The organism is Streptomyces sp. NPDC031132 (assembly GCF_055570595.1).
Map to the genome: position 1 here is coordinate 14,466 of NZ_JBVIGX010000027.1, position 20,148 is coordinate 34,613.

The following is a 20,148-nucleotide window of genomic DNA, read 5'->3' on the forward strand; positions in this document are numbered from 1 at the left end:
CTCGAAGGTGCGGGTCCAGTCTAGGACCCAACTGAACTGTACCGTTGCGTTCAGTTGAACTGAACTGTATGGTTCATCTAGCTGAGAGCGCCAAACACGGCGCCCGGCACCGCAGTTACTCACGACGGTTCGGCACAGGAGGCCACCCATGAGCGACACCCAGACCCCCCTCTTCCGGTCCCGGGCCCAGGTCCACGTCTCCGCCGCTCCGGCCGAGGTCTACGCCGTCGTCAGCGACCTGGCCCGGAGCGGCGAGTGGAGCCCGGAGTGCCTCGGCGGGGAGTGGACCGCCGGCGCCCCCGGCGCGGCCGGCTCGGTGTTCCGCGGCGAGAACGAGCGGAGCGAGGACGTCGTCTCCTGGGCGCCGGTGGTGCGCGGCAAGTGGACGACGTACGCCGAGGTCGTCGCCGCCGAGCCCGGCCGGACCTTCCAGTGGGCCATGCACAACAGCTCCGGCGAGAAGCAGGACAGCGTCTGGGGCTTCTCCATCGAGGCGGACGGCAAGGAGAGCCTCCTGGTCCACCACTTCCGGATGGGCTCCGCCACCGAGGGGATCCGCGGCATCACCGCCGAGATGGACGAGGAGCAGAAGCAGCAGTTCTTCGCCGAGTGGGGCGAGAAGGTGGCCGGCGACCTCGCCGCGACCCTCGAGCGCATCAAGGTCGTCATCGAGACGGAACTGCGCGCGACCGGCTCCTGAGCTTTCTCCCTCTTCCTCTCCTCGTCCGTAACTGATCGTCATTGCAACTTACTTGGGAAAGGTCAAGGCGATGATTCTGCAGCGCATCGGGAACAAGGGAATCCGGCTCGGAACGCTCTTCGAGCGGGCCGCGAGAAAGCACCCGTCGAACGTCGTGATCCTCGATCACGACCTGGACATAGCCCCGGCCCTGGGGCGCCGGGCGACCGTGGCCGAGGTCGCGGACCTGATCGACGACATGGCCTCGAGGCTCTGGGCCGCCGACGTACGGCCCGGCCGCCGGGTCGTCGTCTACAAGTCCGACGGCTTCGACATCACCCTGCTGGCCTGCGCCGTGGCCCGCATCGGCGCCGTCCCGGTGCTGCTGTCGCCGAAGCTCGACGGCGAGACCGTCGCCGAACTCGTACGCCGCACCGACCAGCCCTACCTGCTCACCGACCAGAAGAAGCTGGAGACGGAGCTGCCCGGCTCGGTCTTCCAGGAGGCCGGGCAGGTCCTGCTCACCTCCGGCAGCTACCGGAACGCCACCGAGCTCGCCTCGCTCGCCGGGGTCCCCCGGGTCCCCGCCGTGACGATGCCGCCCGAGCACCCCACCCTGATCACGCACACCTCCGGCACCACCGGCACCCCCAAGCTCGCCGTCCACACCGGCGCCACCCTCGAGGCGCGCTACCGCCCGCAGGCCGCGATCACCAAGCCCCTCATACCGGGCCGCGAGACCATCGCCATGCACGTCTCCTTCGTCCACTCGCGGCTCATCACCGCCCTCGCCATCTCCCTCTTCCGCGGCTTCCCGATCCTCGTCCTCGCCGACTCCGACCCCAAGCAGGCCGCCGACCTCTTCGCCCAGTTGCGCCCCGGCATCCTGGAGGCCCACCCCAACTCCTTCATGGAGTGGGAGGAGATGGCCGACGACCCCCGCCGGCCGCTGGCCAACGTCAAGCTCTTCAGCAGCACCTTCGACGCCATCCACCCGCGCACCGTGCAGCGGCTGCTGGGGGCGACGAAGCGCAAGGCCCCGGTCTTCGGCCAGCTGTACGGGCAGAGCGAGATCGGCCCGGCCGTCGCCCGCTCCTTCTCCAAGCGCCGCGGGCTCGACGCCGACGGCCGCTGCGTGGGCATGCCCTTCCCCGGCATGACGGACGTCCGCGTCGTCAGCCGCAACGGACTGCCGCCCTCCGAGACCAACCCGGGCTTCATCGAGGTCAAGAGCGACGGCCGGATCGTCACCTACCTCGGCGAGCAGGAACGTTACGACAAGCAGGTCAACGACGGCTGGTGGCGGATGGGCGACGTCGGCTACCGCACCAAGTGGGGCTGCGTGCACCTGCTCGACCGCGAGGTCGACCTGATCGAAGGCTTCGGCTCCACCCTCGCCGCCGAGGACACCCTCTTCACCCGGCTGGACGAGCTCGCCGAGGTCATCATCATCCCCGACGAGAGCGGCCGCGCCGTCCCCGTCGTCTGCACCAAGGACGACAAGCCCCTCGACTCCGAGGCCTGGAAGGCCGCCGTCGCCGGACTGCCCCCGATGGCCGAGCCCGTCCAGTGGCGCCAGTCCGAACTGCCGCAGACCGCCACCACCAAGATCAAGCGGCTGGAGCTCGCCCGGCTGCTCACCGCCGGCGCCACCGCCGTCACCGCCGGCGCCACCGCCGTCACCGCAGGAGCCGCCGCCGGCGCCACCGCCGACCGCACCGAGGAGAACGTCTGATGTCGAAGCTCATCATCGTCGGCGGCGGAATCGGCGGGCTGGCCACCGCCCTCGCCACGGCCCGCCAAGGACACCGCGTCCTCGTCCTGGAACGCGCCCCCGAGTTCGCCGAGATCGGCGCCGGAATCCAGCTCGCGCCCAACGGCCTGCACGCCCTCGACCGCCTCGGCCTCGGAGACGCCGTCCGCGCCACCGCCGTACAGATGGACGAGCTCCGGTTCATGGACGGGGTCACCGGCCGGCACGTGGTCAGCATGGATCTGACCGAGCGCTACCGCGCACGGTTCGGCAACCCGTACGCCGTCGTCCACCGCGCCGAACTGCACACCAAGCTGCTCGAGGCCTGCCAGGCCGAGGACTCCATCGAACTGCGCAGCGCCGTCACCGCCATCGGGTACGAGCAGGACGAGACCGGCGCCTCCGTCCTCCTGGCGGACGGCGAGCGGATCACCGGCGACGCCCTGATCGGCGCCGACGGCATCCACTCCGCGATCCGCGCCCAGCTCGTCGGCGACGGCGCGCCCCGCAACTCCGGGATCACCGTCTACCGGGCGATCATCCCGATGGAGCAGGTCCCCGAGGAGCTGCGCCACCTCACCTCGGTGACCTGGTGGACCGGGCCCCACTGCCACTTCGTGCACTACCCGATCGCCGGCGGCAAGTACCTCAACCTCGCGGCCAGCAGCGACAACAACGCGGCCGAGACGCTCGCCGGGGTCCCCGCCTCCCCGGGCGACATCCGCCGCGAGTTCGCCGCCCTCGGCGAGGACGCACAGCGCCTGCTCGCCCTCGGCGAGGGCTGGAAGTCCTGGGTGCTGGTCGACCGGGACCCGGTCGACACCTGGACCGACGGCCGGGTCGCCCTGCTCGGCGACGCCGCCCACCCGATGCTCCACTACGTGGCGCAGGGTGCCTGCCAGGGCCTCGAGGACGCCGTGATCCTGGGCGACCTGCTCGACTGCGGAGCCGACGAACTCCCCGAGCGCTTCAAGAAGTTCAATGCCGAGCGGCGCGAGCGCACCGCCCGGATCCAGCTCCTCGCCCGGGAGAGCATCAAGCTCTGGCACACCTCCGGAGCCGCCGCCACGGCCCGCAACGACCAGCTGTCCTCGTACACCCCCGAGGAGCTCCACGACTACGTGGCCTGGATGCACGGCGCCCGCACCGTCGACGAGAACACCGCCCCGAACGGAGACCAGCGATGAACCGGAACCAGGGACAGCAGGGACAGAAGCAGGAGCAGGGGCGGGGGCGGCACCAGGTCGCCATCATCGGCGCCGGGCCGCGCGGCCTCTCCGTCCTGGAGCGCCTGTGCGCCAACGAGCGCAGGAACCCCCGGCACTCCGCGGTCACCGTCCACGTGGTCGACCCGTCGGCGCCGGGCGCCGGCCAGGTCTGGCGCTCCGACCAGTCCCAGCACCTGCTGATGAACACGGTCGCCTCCCAGATCACCATCTACACCGACGACAGCGTCCGCACCGAGGGCCCGATCGAGCCGGGCCCGAGCCTGTACGAGTGGGCCCAGGGCATCGCCGAGGCCGGCGCCGCAGACGGAGCCGCAGACGCCGACGCCGACCCCGACGGGGCGACCCTCGCCGAGGCCCGCCGGTTGGGCCCGAACACCTACCCCACCCGCGCCTTCTACGGGAGCTACCTGCGCGCCACCTTCGAGCGCGTCGTACGCAGCGCCCCCGCCCACGTCACCGTCGAGGTCCACCGCTCCCGGGCCGTGGCCATGGCCGACACGCACGGCACCACCGGCGGTCAGCAGGGCGTCCGCCTCGAGAACGGCACCCGGCTCAACGACTTGGACGCGATCGTGATGGCGCAGGGCCACGTACCGGCCCGGCTGACCCCCCGCGAGGCGAAGACCGCGAGCCTCGCCCGGATCCACCACCTCACGTACGTCACGCCCGCCAACCCGGCCGACCTGGACCTGAACGTCGTGGCGCCCGGTGAAAACGTCCTGCTGCGCGGCCTCGGCCTGAACTTCTTCGACCACATGGCGCTCTTCACCGCCGGCCGCGGCGGCACCTTCGTCCGCGCCGAGGACGGCCGCCTGGTCTACCGGCCCTCCGGCAACGAGCCCGTCCTGTACGCCAGTTCGCGGCGCGGCATCCCGTACCACGCCCGCGGCGAGAACGAGAAGGGCGCGTACGGCCGCTACCTGCCCCGCCTGCTGACCCCGCAGAAGATCGCCGAGATGCGCCGCCGCTCCGAGGACGGCGAGGGCATCAGCTTCTCCGCGGACCTGTGGCCGCTCATCTCCCGCGAGACGGAGAGCGTCTACTACGGCACGCTCCTGGAGAGCCGCGGCCGCGGCGCCGAACGCGAGGGCTTCACGAAGCGCTACCTCTCGCTGGAGTCGGCGCGGGACCGGGGCTCGCTGCTGGACGTCTACGACATCGAGGACGAGCAGCGCTGGGACTGGGAGAAGCTCTCCCGCCCCTACGGCGACCGCGAGTTCACCAGCCGCGAGGAGTTCCGGGACTGGCTGGTGGCGTACCTGGCCAAGGACGTCGCGGAGGCGAGGGCCGGAAACCTGAGCGGCCCGCTCAAGGCGGCCCTGGACGTGATGCGCGACCTGCGCAACGAGATCCGCCTCGCCGTCGACCACGGCGGCCTGGACGGCGACTCGCACCGCGACGACCTCGAAGGCTGGTACACGCCGCTCAACGCCTTCCTCTCCATCGGCCCGCCGGCCTCCCGCATCGAGGAGATGATCGCCCTCATCGACGCCGGGGTGCTCGTCCTGACCGGTCCGGGGACCGAGATCCGCGTCGACACCGCCGCCGGCGCCGGCGCGACGTTCATCGCCCAGTCGCGCACCGTCCCCGGCCCCGCGGTCCGCGCCACCGTCCTGATCGAGGCCCGGCTGCCCGAGCCCGACCTGCGGCGCACCGACGACCCGCTGCTGCGCCACCTGCTCGACACCGAGCAGTGCACCACGTACCGGATCGCCGGCGCCGACGGCAGCAGCTACGAGTCCGGCGGCCTCGCCGTCACCGAGCGCCCGTACCGGCTGCTCGACGCCCGCGGCCGGGCCCACCCGCGCCGGTTCGCGTACGGGGTGCCCACCGAGTCCGTGCACTGGGTCACCGCGGCCGGCATCCGCCCGGGCGTCGACTCGGTCACCCTCGGCGACTCCGACGCCATCGCCCGCTCCGTCCTGGCCCTCCCTGCGGGAAGCGTCGTCCCCAGCGGTGTCGCGCCGCTGCCGACCGAGACCGACCTGACCGGAGTCCTCGTATGAGCGCGACCGGTACGAGCACGGCCGGTACGAGCCGGGCAGCGCAGGACGCACTCACCGACGCGGGCCTGCTGTCGCCGGTACGGGCCGGCACCCCCGCCGAAGAGGCCGTGTCCGACCTGGCCTGGCTCCAGGCCATGCTCGACGCCGAGGCCGCCCTGGCCCGCGCCCAGGCCGGACTCGGCACCCTGCCCGGGGCCGCGGCCGAGGCCATCACGCGGGCGGCCCGGGCCGAGCACCTCGACCTGCGGGCCCTGGCCCTGGCCGCCCGGGAGACCGCGAACCCGGTGGTCGGGCTGGTGCAGGCGCTGACCCGGGTGGTCGCGGAGCAGGACACGCAGGGCATCGGAGCCGCCGAGTACGTGCACCGCGGCTCCACCAGCCAGGACATCTTCGACACCGGCGCCATGCTGGTGGCCGCCCGCACCCTCGAGCTGGTCCGGGCCGACCTGGCCCGCACCGCCGAGGCCCTCGGCCGGCTGGCCGGCGAGCACCGGGACACGGCGATGGCGGGCCGCACGCTGGCCTTGCAGGCCGTGCCCACCACCTTCGGGCTGAAGGCGGCCGGCTGGCGGCAGCTGGTCCTGGACGCCGACCGGCGCCTGGCCCGGGTGCAGGACGACGGGCTGCCGGTGTCGCTCGGCGGCGCGGCGGGCACGCTGGCCGGCTACCTCGAATACGCCCGGATCGACGGCGCGGACGGCGCGCTCGAGCCCGGCGCGTACCTGGACGACCTGGTCGGGGCCTTCGCCGCCGAGACCGGACTCGCCCGCCCCGCGCTTCCCTGGCACGTACTGCGCACCCCGGTCGCCGACCTCGCCGCCGCGCTCGCCTTCACCGCCGGAGCCCTCGGGAAGATCGCGATCGACGTGCAGAACCTGGCCCGGACCGAGGTCGCCGAGGTCGCCGAGCCCGCCGTGGCCGGCCGCGGCGGCTCCTCGGCCATGCCCCACAAGCGCAATCCGGTCCTGAGCACGCTGCTGCGCAGCGCCGCCCTCCAGGTCCCTGTCCTCGCCACCGGGCTCGTGCAGTGCCTGGTCTCGGAGGACGAGCGCTCGGCCGGGGCGTGGCACGCCGAATGGCAGCTGCTGCGCGAGTCCCTGCGGCTGGTCGGCGGCGCCGCCCACACCGCGGTGGAGCTCGCCGAGGGGCTGACCGCCCGGCCGGAGCGGATGCGGGCCAATCTGCTGCTGACCGGCAGTCAGGTCGTCTCCGAGCGGATCGCGGCCGTGCTCGCACCGGAGTTGGGCAAGGCGGCGGCGAAGCAGCTGCTGACCCGGGTCTCGGCCGCGGCCGAGGAGAGCGGTCGGCCCCTGTACGAACTGCTCGCCGAGGAGCCGGTGTTCAAGGGGAGCCGGAGCGCGGAGGAGCTGGCGCGGCTGTGCGATCCCGGTACGTACACCGGGGGCGCGGGACCGTTGGTGGACCGCGCGCTGGCCCGGCCGAACTGAAATCCGAAATCCCCGGATGGGCCATGGCGGTTAACTGAACTGAACTGTATAGTTCAAAGAGTCAGCCGCCGAACAGAAAGCCGAGAAGCCATGACGCCGCCCGCACGGCCCGCACGGCCGGCAACCCGACGCTGGATCGAGGACTGGGACCCCGAGAACGAGGAGTTCTGGCAGCGCTCCGGCATGCGGACCGCCCGCCGCAACCTGATCCTCTCCGTCCTCTCCGAGCACATCGGCTTCTCGGTGTGGAGCATGTGGTCCGTCCTGGTGCTCTTCATGTCACCCGCGATCGGCCTGGGCTTCACCCCCGCCCAGAAGTTCCTGCTCGTCGTCGTCCCCACGCTCGTCGGCGCCGCCCTCCGGCTCCCCTACAGCTACGCCGTGACCCGCTTCGGCGGCCGCAACTGGACCGTCTTCGCCTCGGGCGTCCTGCTCGTCCCCACCCTCGCCGCCCTGTACTTCGTGCAGCGCCCCGGCACCCCGCTGTGGGTGTTCCTGCTGATCGGCGCCGCCGGCGGGCTCGGCGGCGGCAACTTCGCCTCCTCGATGACCAACATCACCGCCCTCTTCCCGCAGCGCCTGCAGGGCTGGGCCCTCGGCATCAACGCGGGCGGCGGGAACCTCGGGGTCGCCGCGATCCAGCTGATCGGCCTGCTCGTCATCGCCACCGCGGGCAGCACCCACCCCGCGTACGTCATCGCCGTCTACCTCCCCCTCATCGTGGCGGCCTCGCTGCTCGCCGCCCTGAAGATGGACAACTTCGCGGCCGTGCGCAGCGCCCCCGGCGCCCAGCGCGAGGCCGCCCGCAACCCGCACACCTGGTGGATCTCGCTCCTCTACGTCGGCACCTTCGGCTCGTTCATCGGCTACGGCTTCGCCTTCGGGCTGGTGCTGCAGAGCCAGTTCGGTGCCACCCCGCTCGAGTCCGCCTCGTACACCTTCCTCGGGCCCCTGCTCGGCTCGCTGTTCCGGCCGGTGGGCGGGCTGCTGTCCGACCGGTGGGGCGGGGCCCGGGTCACGCTGCTGACGTTCTGCGCGATGGCGGCGGGCACCACGGTGCTGCTGCTGGCCTCGGCGCAGGGCTCGTACGGGCTGTTCGTCGCCGGCTTCACCGTCCTGTTCGTACTGACCGGCACGGGCAACGGCTCGACGTACAAGATGATCCCGGCCGTCTTCGCCCGGCAGGCGGAGGAGGAGGTCACCTCCGGCCACGACGCGAGCGCCGCCTTCGCCCGGGCCCGCAGGCTGTCGGGTGCGGTCATCTGCATCGCGGGCGCGGTGGGCGCGCTCGGCGGGGTCGGGGTCAACCTGGTCTTCCGCAGCGCGTACAGCGGCCCCGGCGGGTCCGGCGAGCCCGCCTTCGTCGCCTTCCTCGGCTTCTACCTGGTGTGCATCCTGGTCACCTGGGCGGTCTACCTGCGCAGGCGGCCGGCCGGCGAGAGCGCGCCGGAGCGCGTGCGGAGCGGGGCCTCCCGTGTCTGAGACGACCGTGTCCTCCGAAACCACCGCATCCTCCGAAGCCGTCACGCACTGCCCGTACTGCGCACTGCAGTGCGGTACGCGGCTCACGCGCGCGGCAGGCCGTACGACCGTCGAGCCGACGCAGTTCCCGGTGAACCAGGGCGGGTTGTGCCAGAAGGGCTGGACGGCCCCCGCGCTGCTGGACACCCCGGGGCGGCTCACGCGGCCCCTGGTGCGCGGCGCGGACGGCGTGCTCGCCCCCGCCACCTGGGAGGCCGCGCTCGACACGATCGCCGCCCGGCTGGGCGAGATCCGCGCCGCACACGGGCCCGACGCGGTCGGCGTGTTCGGCGGAGGCGGGCTCACCAACGAAAAGGCCTACCAGCTGGGCAAGTTCGCCCGGGTCGCGCTGGGCACCAGCCAGATCGACTACAACGGCCGGTTCTGCATGTCCTCGGCGGCGGCCGCCGGCTCCGCGGCCTTCGGACTGGACCGCGGCCTGCCGTTCCCCGTCACCGACCTCGGCGGCGCGGACGTGATCCTGCTCGCCGGGGCCAACCCGGCCGAGACCATGCCGCCGCTGATGCGCCACCTGAACCGGGCGGCGCTGATCGTCATCGACCCGCGCCGCACCCCGACCGCCGAGGGCGCGGCCCTGCACCTCCAGCCGACGCCCGGCACCGATCTCGCGCTCGCCCTGGGCCTGTTCCACCTCGCCGTCGTCGAGGGGCACGCCGACCGGGGCTACCTGAACAAGCGGACCACCGGCTTCGACGCCGCCTGGGCGCGGGCCGCCGCGTGGTGGCCCGAGCGGGTGGAGCGGGTCACCGGGGTCCCGGTCGCCGACATGCACGAGGCGGTCCGGCTGCTGGCCGGCGCGGAGCGGGCGTACGTACTGACCGGGCGCGGCGCCGAGCAGCACAGCAAGGGCACCGACACGGTCGCCGCGTTCATCAACCTCGCCCTCACCCTCGGCCTGCCCGGCCGCGAGGGCAGCGGCTACGGCTGCCTGACCGGCCAGGGCAACGGCCAGGGCGGGCGCGAGCACGGCCAGAAGGCCGACCAGCTGCCCGGCTCCCGCATGCTGACCGACCCCGCCGCGCGCGCCCACGTCGCCGCGGTGTGGGGAGTGGAACCCGACGCGCTGCCGGGCCCCGGGCGCAGTGCGTACGAACTCCTCGACGCGCTCGGCACGGAGGGCGGGCCGCGCGCCCTGCTCGTCTTCGGTTCGAACCCGGTGGTCTCCGCGCCGCACGCGGCCCGGATCGGGGAGCGGCTGAAGTCCCTGGACCTGCTGGTCGTGGCCGACTTCGTACCGTCCGAGACCGCGCAGCTGGCGGACGTCGTCCTCCCCGTGACCCAATGGGCCGAGGAGGAGGGCACGATGACCAACCTCGAGGGCCGGGTGCTGCGCAGGCGGCGGCTGCTGTCCCCGCCCGGCGAGGCACGCAGCGACCTGGACGTGCTGCACGGCCTCGCGGTCCGGCTCGGCCAGCCCGCGGACCGCTTCGCGACCGCGCCGCGCGAGGTGTTCGAGGAGCTGCGGCGGGCCTCGCAGGGCGGGCGCGCCGACTACTCGGGCATCAGCTACGAGCGGCTCGACGCGGGCGAGGCGCTGTACTGGCCGTGCCCGCAGACCCCCGAGGGCGCGGCGGCGCACCCCGGCACCCCGCGCCTGTTCCTCGACGCCTTCGCCCACCCGGACGGGCTGGCCCGCTTCGCCGAGGTCGAGCACCGCGACGGCGCCGAGACGCCCGACGCCGCGTTCCCGCTGTACGCCACGACCGGGCGGGTGCTCGCCCAGTACCAGTCGGGTGCGCAGACCCGCCGGGTCCCGGAGCTGGCCGCGGCCGCGCCGGAGGCGTTCGTGGAGGTGCACCCCGACACGGCCGGGCGCTGCGGGCTGGCCGACGGCGGCTGGGCCCGGGTGAGTTCGGCGCGCGGCAGCACGCTGGCCCGGGTCCGGCTGGTCCCCTCGCTGCGGACGGACACGGTGTTCCTGCCGTTCCACTTCGCCGGGGCGGGCCGGGCCAACCTGATCACCAGTGCGGCGCTCGACCCGCGCAGCAAGATGCCGGAGTTCAAGGTGTGCGCCGTACGGATCGAGCCGGCCGGGGCGGGGTCGTGAACGCGGGCGAGGTGCTGGTGGTCGGCGGCGGCCCGGCCGCGCAGCGGTTCGCGGAGCGGCTGCACCACCACGGGCACCGGGGCGGCGTGACCGTGCTCGGCGCCGAGCCGCAGGCCCCGTACCAGCGGGCGCTGCTGGGCTCCGTCCTGGACGGGACGCTGCCGACCCCCGCCCTCGCCCTGCCCGCCCTGCCCGCGGGCATCCGCCTGCACACCGGGGTCACCGTGACCCGGATCGACCGCGCGCGCCGGCTCGCGCATGCCGACGACGGCTCCGTGCACCGCTACGACACGCTGGTCCTGGCGACCGGGTCCCGCCCCGCCGTCCCCCGGATCCCCGGGCTGCCGGCCGAGGGTGCGACGGCCCTGCGGACCCTCGCCGATGCCGAGCGGTGCGCCGCGGCGCCCCCGGGGGCCGCCGTCGTCCTCGGCGGCGGGCTGCTCGGGGTCGAGGCCGCCGCCGCGCTGCGCCGGGCCGGGCACGAGGTGGCCCTCGTCCACCGCGGGCCGCACCCCCTGCACCGGCAGCTGGACGCCGCCGCGGGCGCGCTGCTCACCCGGCGCCTGGAGGACCTCGGGGTCGACGTCCATGCGGGCCGCACGGCGGCCGCGTACTGCCCCGGCAAGCTCACCCTCGACGACGGTCTGGTGCTCGCGGCCGACACCCTGCTGCTGTGCACCGGCACGGTCCCCGAGACCGGGCTCGCCCGCCGGGCCGGACTGACCGTCCGCACCGGCGTGGTCGTCGACGGGCTGCTGCGCACCGACGACCCGCGCATCCACGCCATCGGCGACTGCGCCGAGCACCCGGAGGACATCGCCGGGCACCTCGAACCCGCGTGGGCGCAGGCGGAGTCGCTGGCCCGGCAGCTCACCGGCGCCGCCCCGGCGTACGGCGGCACCCGGCAGATCACCCGGCTGCGGGTGCCCGGCGCCGACCTGGTCGCCCTGGGCCGGGGCGGGCCGGACGCCGAGGGCGCGGAGGTGGTCGCGTTCAGCGATCCGGCGCGCGGCCGGTACGCCCGCCTCACCCTGCACGGGCAGCGGATCACCGGGGCGGTCCTGCTGGGGCTGCCGCGGGCCATCGCCGCCGTGAGCCGGCTGTACGAGCTCGACCTGCCGGTGCCGGCCGGGCGGCTGGAGCTCCTGCTCGGCATCGCACCGGCCGCGCCGGGGGCGGACGAGCTCCCCGGCGACGCGGTGGTCTGCCGCTGTAACAACGTCACGAAGCACACCGTCACCGAGGCCTGCCGGGCCGGCGCCGCCGACCTGGCGCAGATCGCCGCGACCACCCGCGCCACCACCGGCTGCGGAGGCTGCACGGACGTCGTCCGCGCCCTGTGTGCAGCCGTACGGCCCGAAGGGGGCAGCACGTCATGACCCGTGCCGCTCGAACCCTCGTAGTCGCCGGGCACGGCATGGCCGGGCACCGGCTCGTCGCCGAGCTGCGGGACCTCGACACCGCCGGGGCCTGGCGGGTCGTGGTGCTCGGAGAGGAGCCGCATCCCGCCTACGACCGGGTCGCGCTGTCCTCGTACCTCGACGGCCGCAGCGCGGCGGACCTCGCGCTGGCCGGGCCCGGGTTCCTGGACGACCCGCTGCTGGAGCTGCGGCTGAGCACCGGCGTGGCCGCCGTGGACCGGGCGGCGCGCACCGTGACCACCACCGCCGGCGACGTGGTCCCGTACGACGCGCTCGTCCTGGCCACCGGCTCGCGGCCGTTCGTGCCGCCCGTGCCGGGCCGCGACCTGCCCGGGTGCTTCGGCTACCGCTCGCTCGGCGACCTCGACGCGATCCGCGCCGCCGCCGTACCGGGCCGCCCCGGCCTGGTGATCGGCGGCGGGCTGCTCGGCCTGGAGGCCGCGAACGCGCTGCGGCTGCTCGGCATGGAGCCGCACGTGGTGGAACTCGCCCCGCGGCTGATGCCGTTGCAGGTGGACGCGGCAGGCGGCGGTGTCCTCGGGCGGCGCGTGGCGCAGCGCGGGCTGCGGATCCACTGCGGTGTGGCGACGGCGGCGCTCGAGGCGGGCCCGGTCGGCCGGGTGGCCTCGGTGGTGCTGGCCGACGGAAGCTCCCTCGAGGCGGACGTCGTGGTGTTCTCGGCGGGGGTGCGGCCGCGGGACGAGCTCGCGGGCCCGGCGGGTCTGGCCACGGGCGAGCGCGGCGGGTTCCTGGTCGACGAGCTGTGCCGGACGCGGGACGAGCGGATCTGGGCGATCGGCGAGTGCGCGGCCGTGTCGGGCCGCTGCCACGGGCTGGCCGCACCGGGCTACCGGATGGCGGCCTCCGTCGCCCGGCAGCTGCTGGGCCTGGGCGGGGAGCCGTTCGGCGAGGCGGACCTGTCCACCCGGCTGAAGCTGCTCGGCGTGGACGTGGCGAGCTTCGGCGACGCCCATGCGGCCGCCGAGGGCGCGGTGGAGCTGAGCCGGCTGGACGAGGCGGCGGGTACGTACGCGAAGCTCGTGCTGGACGCGGACTGCCGGACCCTGCTCGGAGGCATCCTCGTCGGTGACGCCCGCGCGTACGGCGAGCTGCGCCCGTACGTGGGCCTGGGCCTGCCCGCGGCCGGCCACCGGCTGCTGGCCGGGGCCGCCTGAGGACGGCGGGACCCCGTACGCAGGACGCCGCCCTTCGGGGCCCGGGGACCCGAAGGGCGGCGCAGGGCACGGCCGGTGGGGGCGCCGGTGGGGACGGCGCGGCCGTGCGGTGGAGCGGAACCGCGGTCAGGCGGTCAGGCGGTCGGAGGTCGGGGGCACGACGGCCAGAGGTCAGACCGTCTCGAGGGTGCGACCCTCGGAGTCCGACGGGCCGGTGTCCCGGACGGCGGCCTCGGCCGCCGCGGCCTTCGCCGCCTTCGCCTTCCGGGAACTGGAGAAGCGGCGCGTGATCGGCGCCTCCACCCAGGCGTACAGCGCCCAGGACAGCAGCACCGCGGCGACGATCTGGGCGGCGATCAGGGCGATGCCGACGGGCGTCGAGTAGAGCTGGTCGCCGAGCAGTTCCCGGGAGTACGCGAGGACGATGTAGTGGAGCAGGTAGAAGGCGAAGGAGATCTCGCCGAGCCAGATCATGAACCGGTTGTTGAACGGCGTCGGCTTGTTCTCCGCGTCGCGCGTGGCGACGGCCGCGATCAGCAGCACGATCGGGACGAGGGTGACCGAGCGCTGCGCGTACAGGTGCTCCACGTTCATGGCGACCGCGTAGCTCACGGCCAGCAGCAGCGCCGACCAGGTCGTGCCGATGTTGTGCCAGCGGCCCGCCATCACGGCGCGGGCGACCAGGATGCCGAGGGCGAAGTCGAGCAGCCGGACGGGCGGCAGGACGTACGCGAACCAGTACTGCACGGTCGAGGTGCCGTCGGCGCCGGGCATCTGCATGCCGCCGCCCGGGATGACCGCGTAGGTCAGCGTCGGGGTGAGGCAGATGGCGGCGACGACGCCGGCTATCCACCACTTCAGGCGCGCGGGGTCGATCTTCCTGATCAGCAGGAACAGCAGCGGGAAGGCGAGGTAGAAGATCGCCTCGGCGCCGAGCGACCAGCTGGGCGGGTCCACGCTGAAGTTGGTGGCGAAGTCCGGCACCCACACCTGCACCATGAGCAGGTTGACCACGGCCTGCCAGGGCTTCGTCATGACCGCCGCGAACGTGAGCAGCGCGAGCGCCCAGGTGATCACGTAGTTCGGGTAGATCTTGACGAAGCGGCGGCGCCAGAAGGCCCGCATCGTGTCCCGGTCGCGGGCCGACCAGGTCAGGACGAAGCCGCTGAGCACGAAGAAGAAGGTGACGCCGAGCGCTCCGGCCTGCGAGGCGTACTTGGCGAAGGCGTCGTTCGCCGCGTCGTCCTCGAAGAGCCGGATCCACGGCACCCCGAGGGAGGCGTGGAAGAAGAAGACCAGGAGGGCCGCGGGGAAGCGGAGTCCGGTCAGCGAGGGGAGCCGTGGCGGTCTCACAGGTCTGGAACCGACCGTTCCATTCATGGACATGACAAATACGCTCCTTCGTGGGTGACGGGATGGCTGGGTGACGGGAAGAGAGGGAAGGCGGGAGACCTGTACCTGCGCGGCGGTGTGCCGTGCGTGAACGGGTCCGGGCCGAGGCCCGGACCCGTCAGGTGCGTCAGTCGCGGATGACGGTCTTGGTCCGCATCAGGAACTCGCCGAGGTAGCCGTCGTGCGGAACGCCCGGCCGGATCCAGTACGTCGGGTGGTCGCCCAGGTAGACGTTGCTGATGGTGGGCTCCTGGAGCAGCGCGTCGATCAGCGCCTCGTCCTCGGTGAACGCGGTCAGCACCAGCGAGTTGCGCAGCGGCCCGATCCCGTCGGCGGGCGACCACGGGGCCACCCACACGCAGGGGAAGGGCAGTTCGATGCCGGCCTGCTCGGCGTCCGGCCGCTCCAGCTGGTGCACGGCCGGGCGCAGTACGGCGCTTCCGTCGCCGAGCTCCTCCACGATGCCGTCGCCGCCGAGGTGCGCGGTGGTCCCGGCCGCCTTGGCGAGCAGGAACTTCTCGATGGCGCGCGCCCCCTCCACCGGCTGCACCGCGAGGACGGCCTTCGCGTCCTCCGGGGGCAGGCTGGGGATCGTGGCGAGGCGCTCGGCGATGGCCTGAGCGAGCGGCGCCGGGTCGCCGTCGACCAGCACGGTGGTGGCGTTGATGCAGGCCACACCGCCCTGGTGGCTGATGGAGTCCACGATGGTGTCGAGGTGGTCGCGCCAGTCGACACCGGCCGGGACCAGCATCTTGGAGCGGCCGGGGCCCTGCGGCAGCACGTTGGTGCCCGCGTACTTGCGCACGACGTCGTCGCCGCCGTACACGAGGCCGTAGTCGGCGCTGCGCAGGATCTCGTCCGCCGCCTCGTAGTCCGTGGGCAGCAGCACGACCTGGTCGTTGCCGAAGCCCGCGGCCCGCAGCGCCGAGATCAGCCGGTGCGGGGTGAACGGCTCGCGGCGCGAGGGCCGTACGGCCACGCGGTAGCCGAGGGCGAGGGCCTCGACCCACAGCGAGTGCGGGCCGGGGTGGTTGCCGGCGGCGTGCACGGCGAACACGTCGCCGCGCCGGGTCCACACGGCGCTGCCCGTACGGGTCTCCCCGGCGCGCCAGTCGTCCACCGCGCCGGTGGGCCGGGCCTGGTACGCGGCGAACCGGGACTGCTCGGTCGCCTCGATGATGGCGGCGGTCGCGGCCTGCACGACGCCGATGGGCACGCCGGAGACCCGGGCGACCGTGTGCTCGTACTCGGCGAACGACAGCCCGTCGATCGTCTCCTCGGCGAAGATCTTGCCGGCGCGGGCCAGCGCCGCCGTCCGCTCGTCGGCCGGCAGCGAGTCGGCCTTGCGCAGGGCGTCCATCGCACGGGTCACGAACAGCTTCGGGACCAGGCTGAGTTCGGCGACCGGAGCCCCCGTCACATCGGTGACGGTCATGCGCTTGCGGGCGCGGAAGGGTCCGGCGGGCCCGAGCGCGTCCAGCGTGATCGGACCGGCGCTCCCGGCGCTCATTAATAGACCCCTTCGATGACGGTCTCGTTGTCGAACTCCTGGACCGGCGCGATGTCCGCCACGGAGTCCCCGAGCTGCCAGATGCCCTCGGGGCCGGGCACGCGGGTCGCGTAGTCGCGCTCGAGGTTGTTCGGCATGAACAGGCTCTTGCTGATGTGGTGCATGACGACCTGGCCGCGCTCGCCGTACGGGACGGTCGCGCGGGTCTCGGGGTCGACCACGTCGAAGATCATGTGGGGGGAGAACGGGTCGTAGATGCACGGGTCGTCGTCGGAAAGGCCCGGGCGCTCGCTGGCGTTGCCGAGGATCATCGTCGAGCCGTAGCCGCTGTACAGGTGGGCCTTGGGGAAGACCTCGGTGCGGTACAGGTAGCGGGTGTCGGCGTCCATCTGGGTGCCGACCCAGTTGATCGCCTTGACCTTCTCGTCGATCAGCTTGGCCAGGTCGTCTCGGCGGGCGAGGCGCTCCAGGACCGGGGGCGTGCACATCAGGACGCCGATGTCCTGGGTCTGCAGCAGGAACGCGACCTGGTCGACGATGTGCTCGGCGTACGCGCCCGCCTCGGCGCCCTTGCCGTCGGATATCAGCTTCTTGACCCAGCGCGGGTCGAGGTCGACCGTGAAGGCGAGGCCGCCGCGGAAGGCGGTCTGCCGCTTGATCACGTCACCGACCATGTGGGGCCCGGTCGGGGCCACGACCAGCCAGTTCACGTCCTGGGGGACGCCGTGGCGGTCCAGCTGGGCGCTGCTCCAGGCGAGCAGCCGGTCCAGCCACTCGCGGAGCAGGACGATGCGCTTGGGGGCGCCGGTGGTGCCGCCGCTCTCGTAGACGCCCACGACCTCGGGCTTCTCGCCGTAACCGCGGGGTATCAGGTCCTCGGCCCGTACGTGGCGCAGTTCGTTGGCGAGGTTGGGGAACTTGCCGAGGTCGGCGAATCCGCCGATGTCGGTCAGCGGATCGAATCCGAGAGTTCCTGCGCGTTCCAGCCAGAACGGCGAACCCGTTTCCGGGGAGAAATGCCACCGCAGGGCGGCGCGCAGGAATTCGTCGGGGTCCGGCTGGGTGTCGAGTGGAAATTCCAGCAAGGGATCAACGATGGACACAATGCTCCTTCCGGATACGGAGTAACGCCGTACTCTTCGCATCGTGCTCCCCGCCGCGGCAGCCGGTCCACGGCATTCGGATGAGTCCGTCAACTGTCTGTGTCAGGTCAGCTGGATCCCGACGGTCCGGTTCACGCCACCGACTTCGGGAGTTCGTCGAGCAGCATTCCGAAGTGGGTGCGGTAGGCGGCCAGGATCTGCTCGTCGCCCTCCAGCTGCTCGGTCGTGCGCTCCCCGCCCTCGACCCTGACCAGGCGCTTCCCCTTGAGCGTGACCCGGCCGTCCACGAGCGGCAGCGAGCAGAACAGCTCCTGGAGGAACGGCGAGTCGGGGCTGGTGCGCCACCACCACAGGGTGGGCCCGAAGTCCTCGAGGCGGCAGGGGCGGTCGTCGATCCGGTAGAGCGGGTTGCCCTCCAGGGAGACGTCGAAGCCGCCGGCCCCGGCGGGCGCGACCCGGTACTCCCCGTTCGGGTCCCGCTGCACGTCAGTGGTGGCGAAGCGGAGCGGGTGGCGGCTGTTGCGGCCGAACCCGGCGTCGACCAGCCAGGGCTCGTCCAGGGTCACCCGCAGCGCGAGATGGCACATCGCCGGCCCCAGCCCGTCCGGCCGGTAGACCCGGCCCGGCAGGACCTCGACCTGGTACCCGAGGGCGTCGAGCAGGACCGCGAAGGCCGTGTTCACCTCGTAGCAGCCGCCGCCGCGGCGCTGCCGCACGATCTTGTCGACGACCTGCTCGCCGAGGTGGATCTCGCGGTCGAGGTGGTAGTCGATGTTTTCGAAGGGCACCGAGAGGACATGCCGCTCCTGAAGGTGGCGCAGCCCCTCGAGATCGGCTTTCTCCGGCCTTTTCGCGCCGATCCGCCCGAGGTATTCGGCCACTCCTGCGTCGTCCAGCATCGCATTCTCCTTGACGATTCGAACCCGGCAGCGTACGCCGAATGAAAATACACGGCCACCCGTCGTTGCCGAATCGATCTGACGGACAACCCGGTACCTGACACAGTGCCGTTCCGCTTGTTGCGGGGTTCTCGCGCGGTTACCAGCATCGGATGGTCCGGAGTCATCCGACGCGGCACATTCGGTTCGAATGGGCACCGTGGAGTCGGCGTGACTGACCGCCCGCCGATGACGATGGAGAACCCACGGCAATGGCCACCTCAGCCGCCCACCGCCCTTCGCCAGAAAACGATGCCGAAGCCGGATCCGTGCTCGCGCACACCAGCGCCGGCATGATCGCCGGGGAGCGCTGCGGACGGCTGTCCGTCTTCCGCGGCATCCCGTACGCCGCGCCGCCGGTCGGTGGCCTGCGTTTCGCCTCGCCGCGGCCGGCCGTCCCGTGGAGCGGGGTGCGCGACGCCACGGCGTTCGCCCCCGAGTCGCTCCAGCCGATCATCCCCGGCAGCGCCGAGGACTCCCTGTACGCCAACGTCTGGACGCCGGCCGCGCCCCCGGCGGTTGCCCCGGGCGGCGCCACCGCCTCCGCAGAGGACGCCGACGCCGAGGGCGCCAGACCCGTGCTGGTCTACATCCACGGCGGTGGCTGGATGGTCGGCGGCGGGAGCCTGCCCGTCTACGACGGCGCCCGCCTGGCCGACCGCGGCGACCTCGTCGTCGTCACCTTCAACTACCGCCTCGGCGCGCTCGGCTTCGGCCTGCACGAGGAGTTCACCGACCCGGACACCGGCGACTTCGCCAACTGGGGCCTGCAGGACCAGGTGGCGCTGCTGCGCTGGGTCCACGAGAACGCGGCGGCCTTCGGCGGCGACCCCTCCAACATCACCGTCGCCGGCACCTCCGCCGGCGGGGCGAGCACCTGGCAGCTCGCGCTCCTGCCGGAGCTGCGCGGCATCATCCGCCGCATCGTCCCGATCAGCGCCTGCCACGTGTGGGAGCCGTCCACCTCGCTGTCCCCCGCCGACTCCCGCCGGGCGTACGAGGCGGTCGCGCGCCGGCTCGGCACGACGGTGCCGGGCCTGCGGGAGGTCCCCGCGGCCGCCCTGATGGGCGCCTGGGAGGAGGTGTTCGGCGGGCTGCCCGGCGAGCGCGAGGTCGGCAGCGGCCGCGAGTTCCGCGGCCCGGTCGTCGACGGCCGCTGGATGAGCGCCTTCGACTACGAGCTGCCCACCCCCGACGTGCCGGTCCTGGCGGTCCACGCCCGGACCGAGGGCTCGTTCTACACCGGCCCCTGCCCCCCGCAGCCCACGCCCACCCCGCCGCCCGCCGACGCGGCCGAGCTCCGCGAAGCCGTGCGCGGCGTTCTGGAGAAGGGGATGGACAAGGCCCCGTACGAGCTGGCCGACGCCTGCATAGCCGCCTACCGCGAGGCCGCCGAGGCCGACGGGCTCCCGCTGGACCCGCTGTCGCTGTGGACGGAGATCTGGGGCGACGCGCTGTTCCGCTACCAGATCATGCGGCTGTCCGAGCGGCACGCCCGGCACGGCCGGTCGCCGCAGTACGTCATGGAGTTCGCCCACCCCGTACGGCCGCCGCACCGCGGCACCCCGCACGAGGCGACCTCGCCGTTCCTGTTCGGCACGTACGGCGACCCGGCGGCCGTCTCCGCCACCTATCCGGTGCCGGAGACCATGCCGCTGTTCCACGACGGACCGCACGAGCGCGCCGTCTCCGAGACCTTCATGGACCTGGTGGCCGCGTTCGCCCGCGACGGCGTGCCCACCGGCCCCGGCAGCCCCGCATGGCCGGTCTTCGATCCCGAGCAGCCCAGCACGCTGGTCCTCGGCGGTGAGCAGGTCGCGGAGATCGCCACCACGTCGAAGCTGCGGCAGCTGCGCTTCTGGGACGAGTCCGGCTGGGTCCCGCGCACCTGACCTGCCCCGAGGC

General features: G+C 73.3%; 14 protein-coding genes. 10 read left to right on the forward strand and 4 right to left on the reverse strand.

From position 1 onward, the window contains the following. Positions 1-148 precede the first annotated feature (148 nt). The 9 genes from ACZ49B_RS29560 (at position 149) to ACZ49B_RS29600 (ending at position 13,300) form a co-directional block, all read left to right on the forward strand. Positions 149-700 (forward strand): SRPBCC family protein, encoded by a 552-nt coding sequence (locus tag ACZ49B_RS29560; RefSeq protein WP_468311674.1) that lies wholly within the window; start codon positions 149-151, stop codon positions 698-700. 70 nt (positions 701-770) lie between these two features. Next, the gene (locus ACZ49B_RS29565; protein ID WP_468311676.1) at positions 771-2,414 is read left to right on the forward strand and encodes a class I adenylate-forming enzyme family protein; all 1,644 of its coding nucleotides are present in this window, start codon (positions 771-773) and stop codon (positions 2,412-2,414) included. Further along, complete coding sequence (locus ACZ49B_RS29570; protein WP_468311677.1) at positions 2,414-3,619, forward strand: FAD-dependent oxidoreductase; 1,206 nt, start codon at positions 2,414-2,416, stop codon at positions 3,617-3,619. Before ACZ49B_RS29565 ends, ACZ49B_RS29570 begins: the two co-directional genes overlap by 1 nt. Beyond that, positions 3,616-5,667, forward strand: coding sequence for an FAD/NAD(P)-binding protein (locus tag ACZ49B_RS29575; RefSeq protein WP_468311679.1), 2,052 nt, complete (start codon positions 3,616-3,618; stop codon positions 5,665-5,667). Before ACZ49B_RS29570 ends, ACZ49B_RS29575 begins: the two co-directional genes overlap by 4 nt. Next, positions 5,664-7,115, forward strand: a complete 1,452-nt coding sequence (locus ACZ49B_RS29580; protein WP_468311681.1) for a nitrosuccinate lyase — start codon at positions 5,664-5,666, stop codon at positions 7,113-7,115. The genes ACZ49B_RS29575 and ACZ49B_RS29580 overlap by 4 nt, the downstream gene beginning before the upstream one ends. 90 nt (positions 7,116-7,205) lie before the next feature. Continuing rightward, on the forward strand, positions 7,206-8,597 hold the full coding sequence (locus tag ACZ49B_RS29585) for an MFS transporter (protein ID WP_468311683.1): 1,392 nt from the start codon (positions 7,206-7,208) through the stop codon (positions 8,595-8,597). Next, positions 8,590-10,704, forward strand: a complete 2,115-nt coding sequence (locus tag ACZ49B_RS29590) for a molybdopterin oxidoreductase family protein (protein WP_468311685.1) — start codon at positions 8,590-8,592, stop codon at positions 10,702-10,704. The genes ACZ49B_RS29585 and ACZ49B_RS29590 overlap by 8 nt, the downstream gene beginning before the upstream one ends. Then, positions 10,701-12,083 (forward strand): FAD-dependent oxidoreductase, encoded by a 1,383-nt coding sequence (locus ACZ49B_RS29595; protein ID WP_468311687.1) that lies wholly within the window; start codon positions 10,701-10,703, stop codon positions 12,081-12,083. The genes ACZ49B_RS29590 and ACZ49B_RS29595 overlap by 4 nt, the downstream gene beginning before the upstream one ends. After that, a complete protein-coding gene (locus ACZ49B_RS29600; protein WP_468311688.1) occupies positions 12,080-13,300 on the forward strand; it encodes an FAD-dependent oxidoreductase in 1,221 nt (406 codons plus the stop codon). Before ACZ49B_RS29595 ends, ACZ49B_RS29600 begins: the two co-directional genes overlap by 4 nt. Before the next feature lie 171 nt (positions 13,301-13,471). Here ACZ49B_RS29600 and ACZ49B_RS29605 read toward each other — a convergent pair whose 3' ends face one another. The 4 genes from ACZ49B_RS29605 to ACZ49B_RS29620 all read right to left on the reverse strand — a co-directional run bounded on the left by ACZ49B_RS29605 (position 13,472) and on the right by ACZ49B_RS29620 (position 18,204). Beyond that, positions 13,472-14,686, reverse strand: coding sequence for an acyltransferase family protein (locus tag ACZ49B_RS29605; RefSeq protein ID WP_468311689.1), 1,215 nt, complete (start codon positions 14,684-14,686; stop codon positions 13,472-13,474). 133 nt (positions 14,687-14,819) lie between these two features. Then, positions 14,820-16,202: an aldehyde dehydrogenase family protein gene (locus ACZ49B_RS29610; protein ID WP_468311690.1), complete on the reverse strand. Its 1,383-nt coding sequence runs from the start codon at positions 16,200-16,202 to the stop codon at positions 14,820-14,822. Then, entirely contained in the window at positions 16,202-17,305 is a 1,104-nt protein-coding gene (locus tag ACZ49B_RS29615; protein ID WP_468311692.1) for a phenylacetate--CoA ligase family protein, read from the reverse strand. Before ACZ49B_RS29615 ends, ACZ49B_RS29610 begins: the two co-directional genes overlap by 1 nt. A 131-nt stretch (positions 17,306-17,436) precedes the next feature. After that, entirely contained in the window at positions 17,437-18,204 is a 768-nt protein-coding gene (locus ACZ49B_RS29620) for an arylamine N-acetyltransferase family protein (protein ID WP_468311694.1), read from the reverse strand. Positions 18,205-18,455: 251 nt separating this feature from the next. Between ACZ49B_RS29620 and ACZ49B_RS29625 the strand changes: the two genes are divergently transcribed. Then, the gene (locus tag ACZ49B_RS29625; protein WP_468311695.1) at positions 18,456-20,135 is read left to right on the forward strand and encodes a carboxylesterase family protein; all 1,680 of its coding nucleotides are present in this window, start codon (positions 18,456-18,458) and stop codon (positions 20,133-20,135) included. Positions 20,136-20,148: the final 13 nt, after the last annotated feature.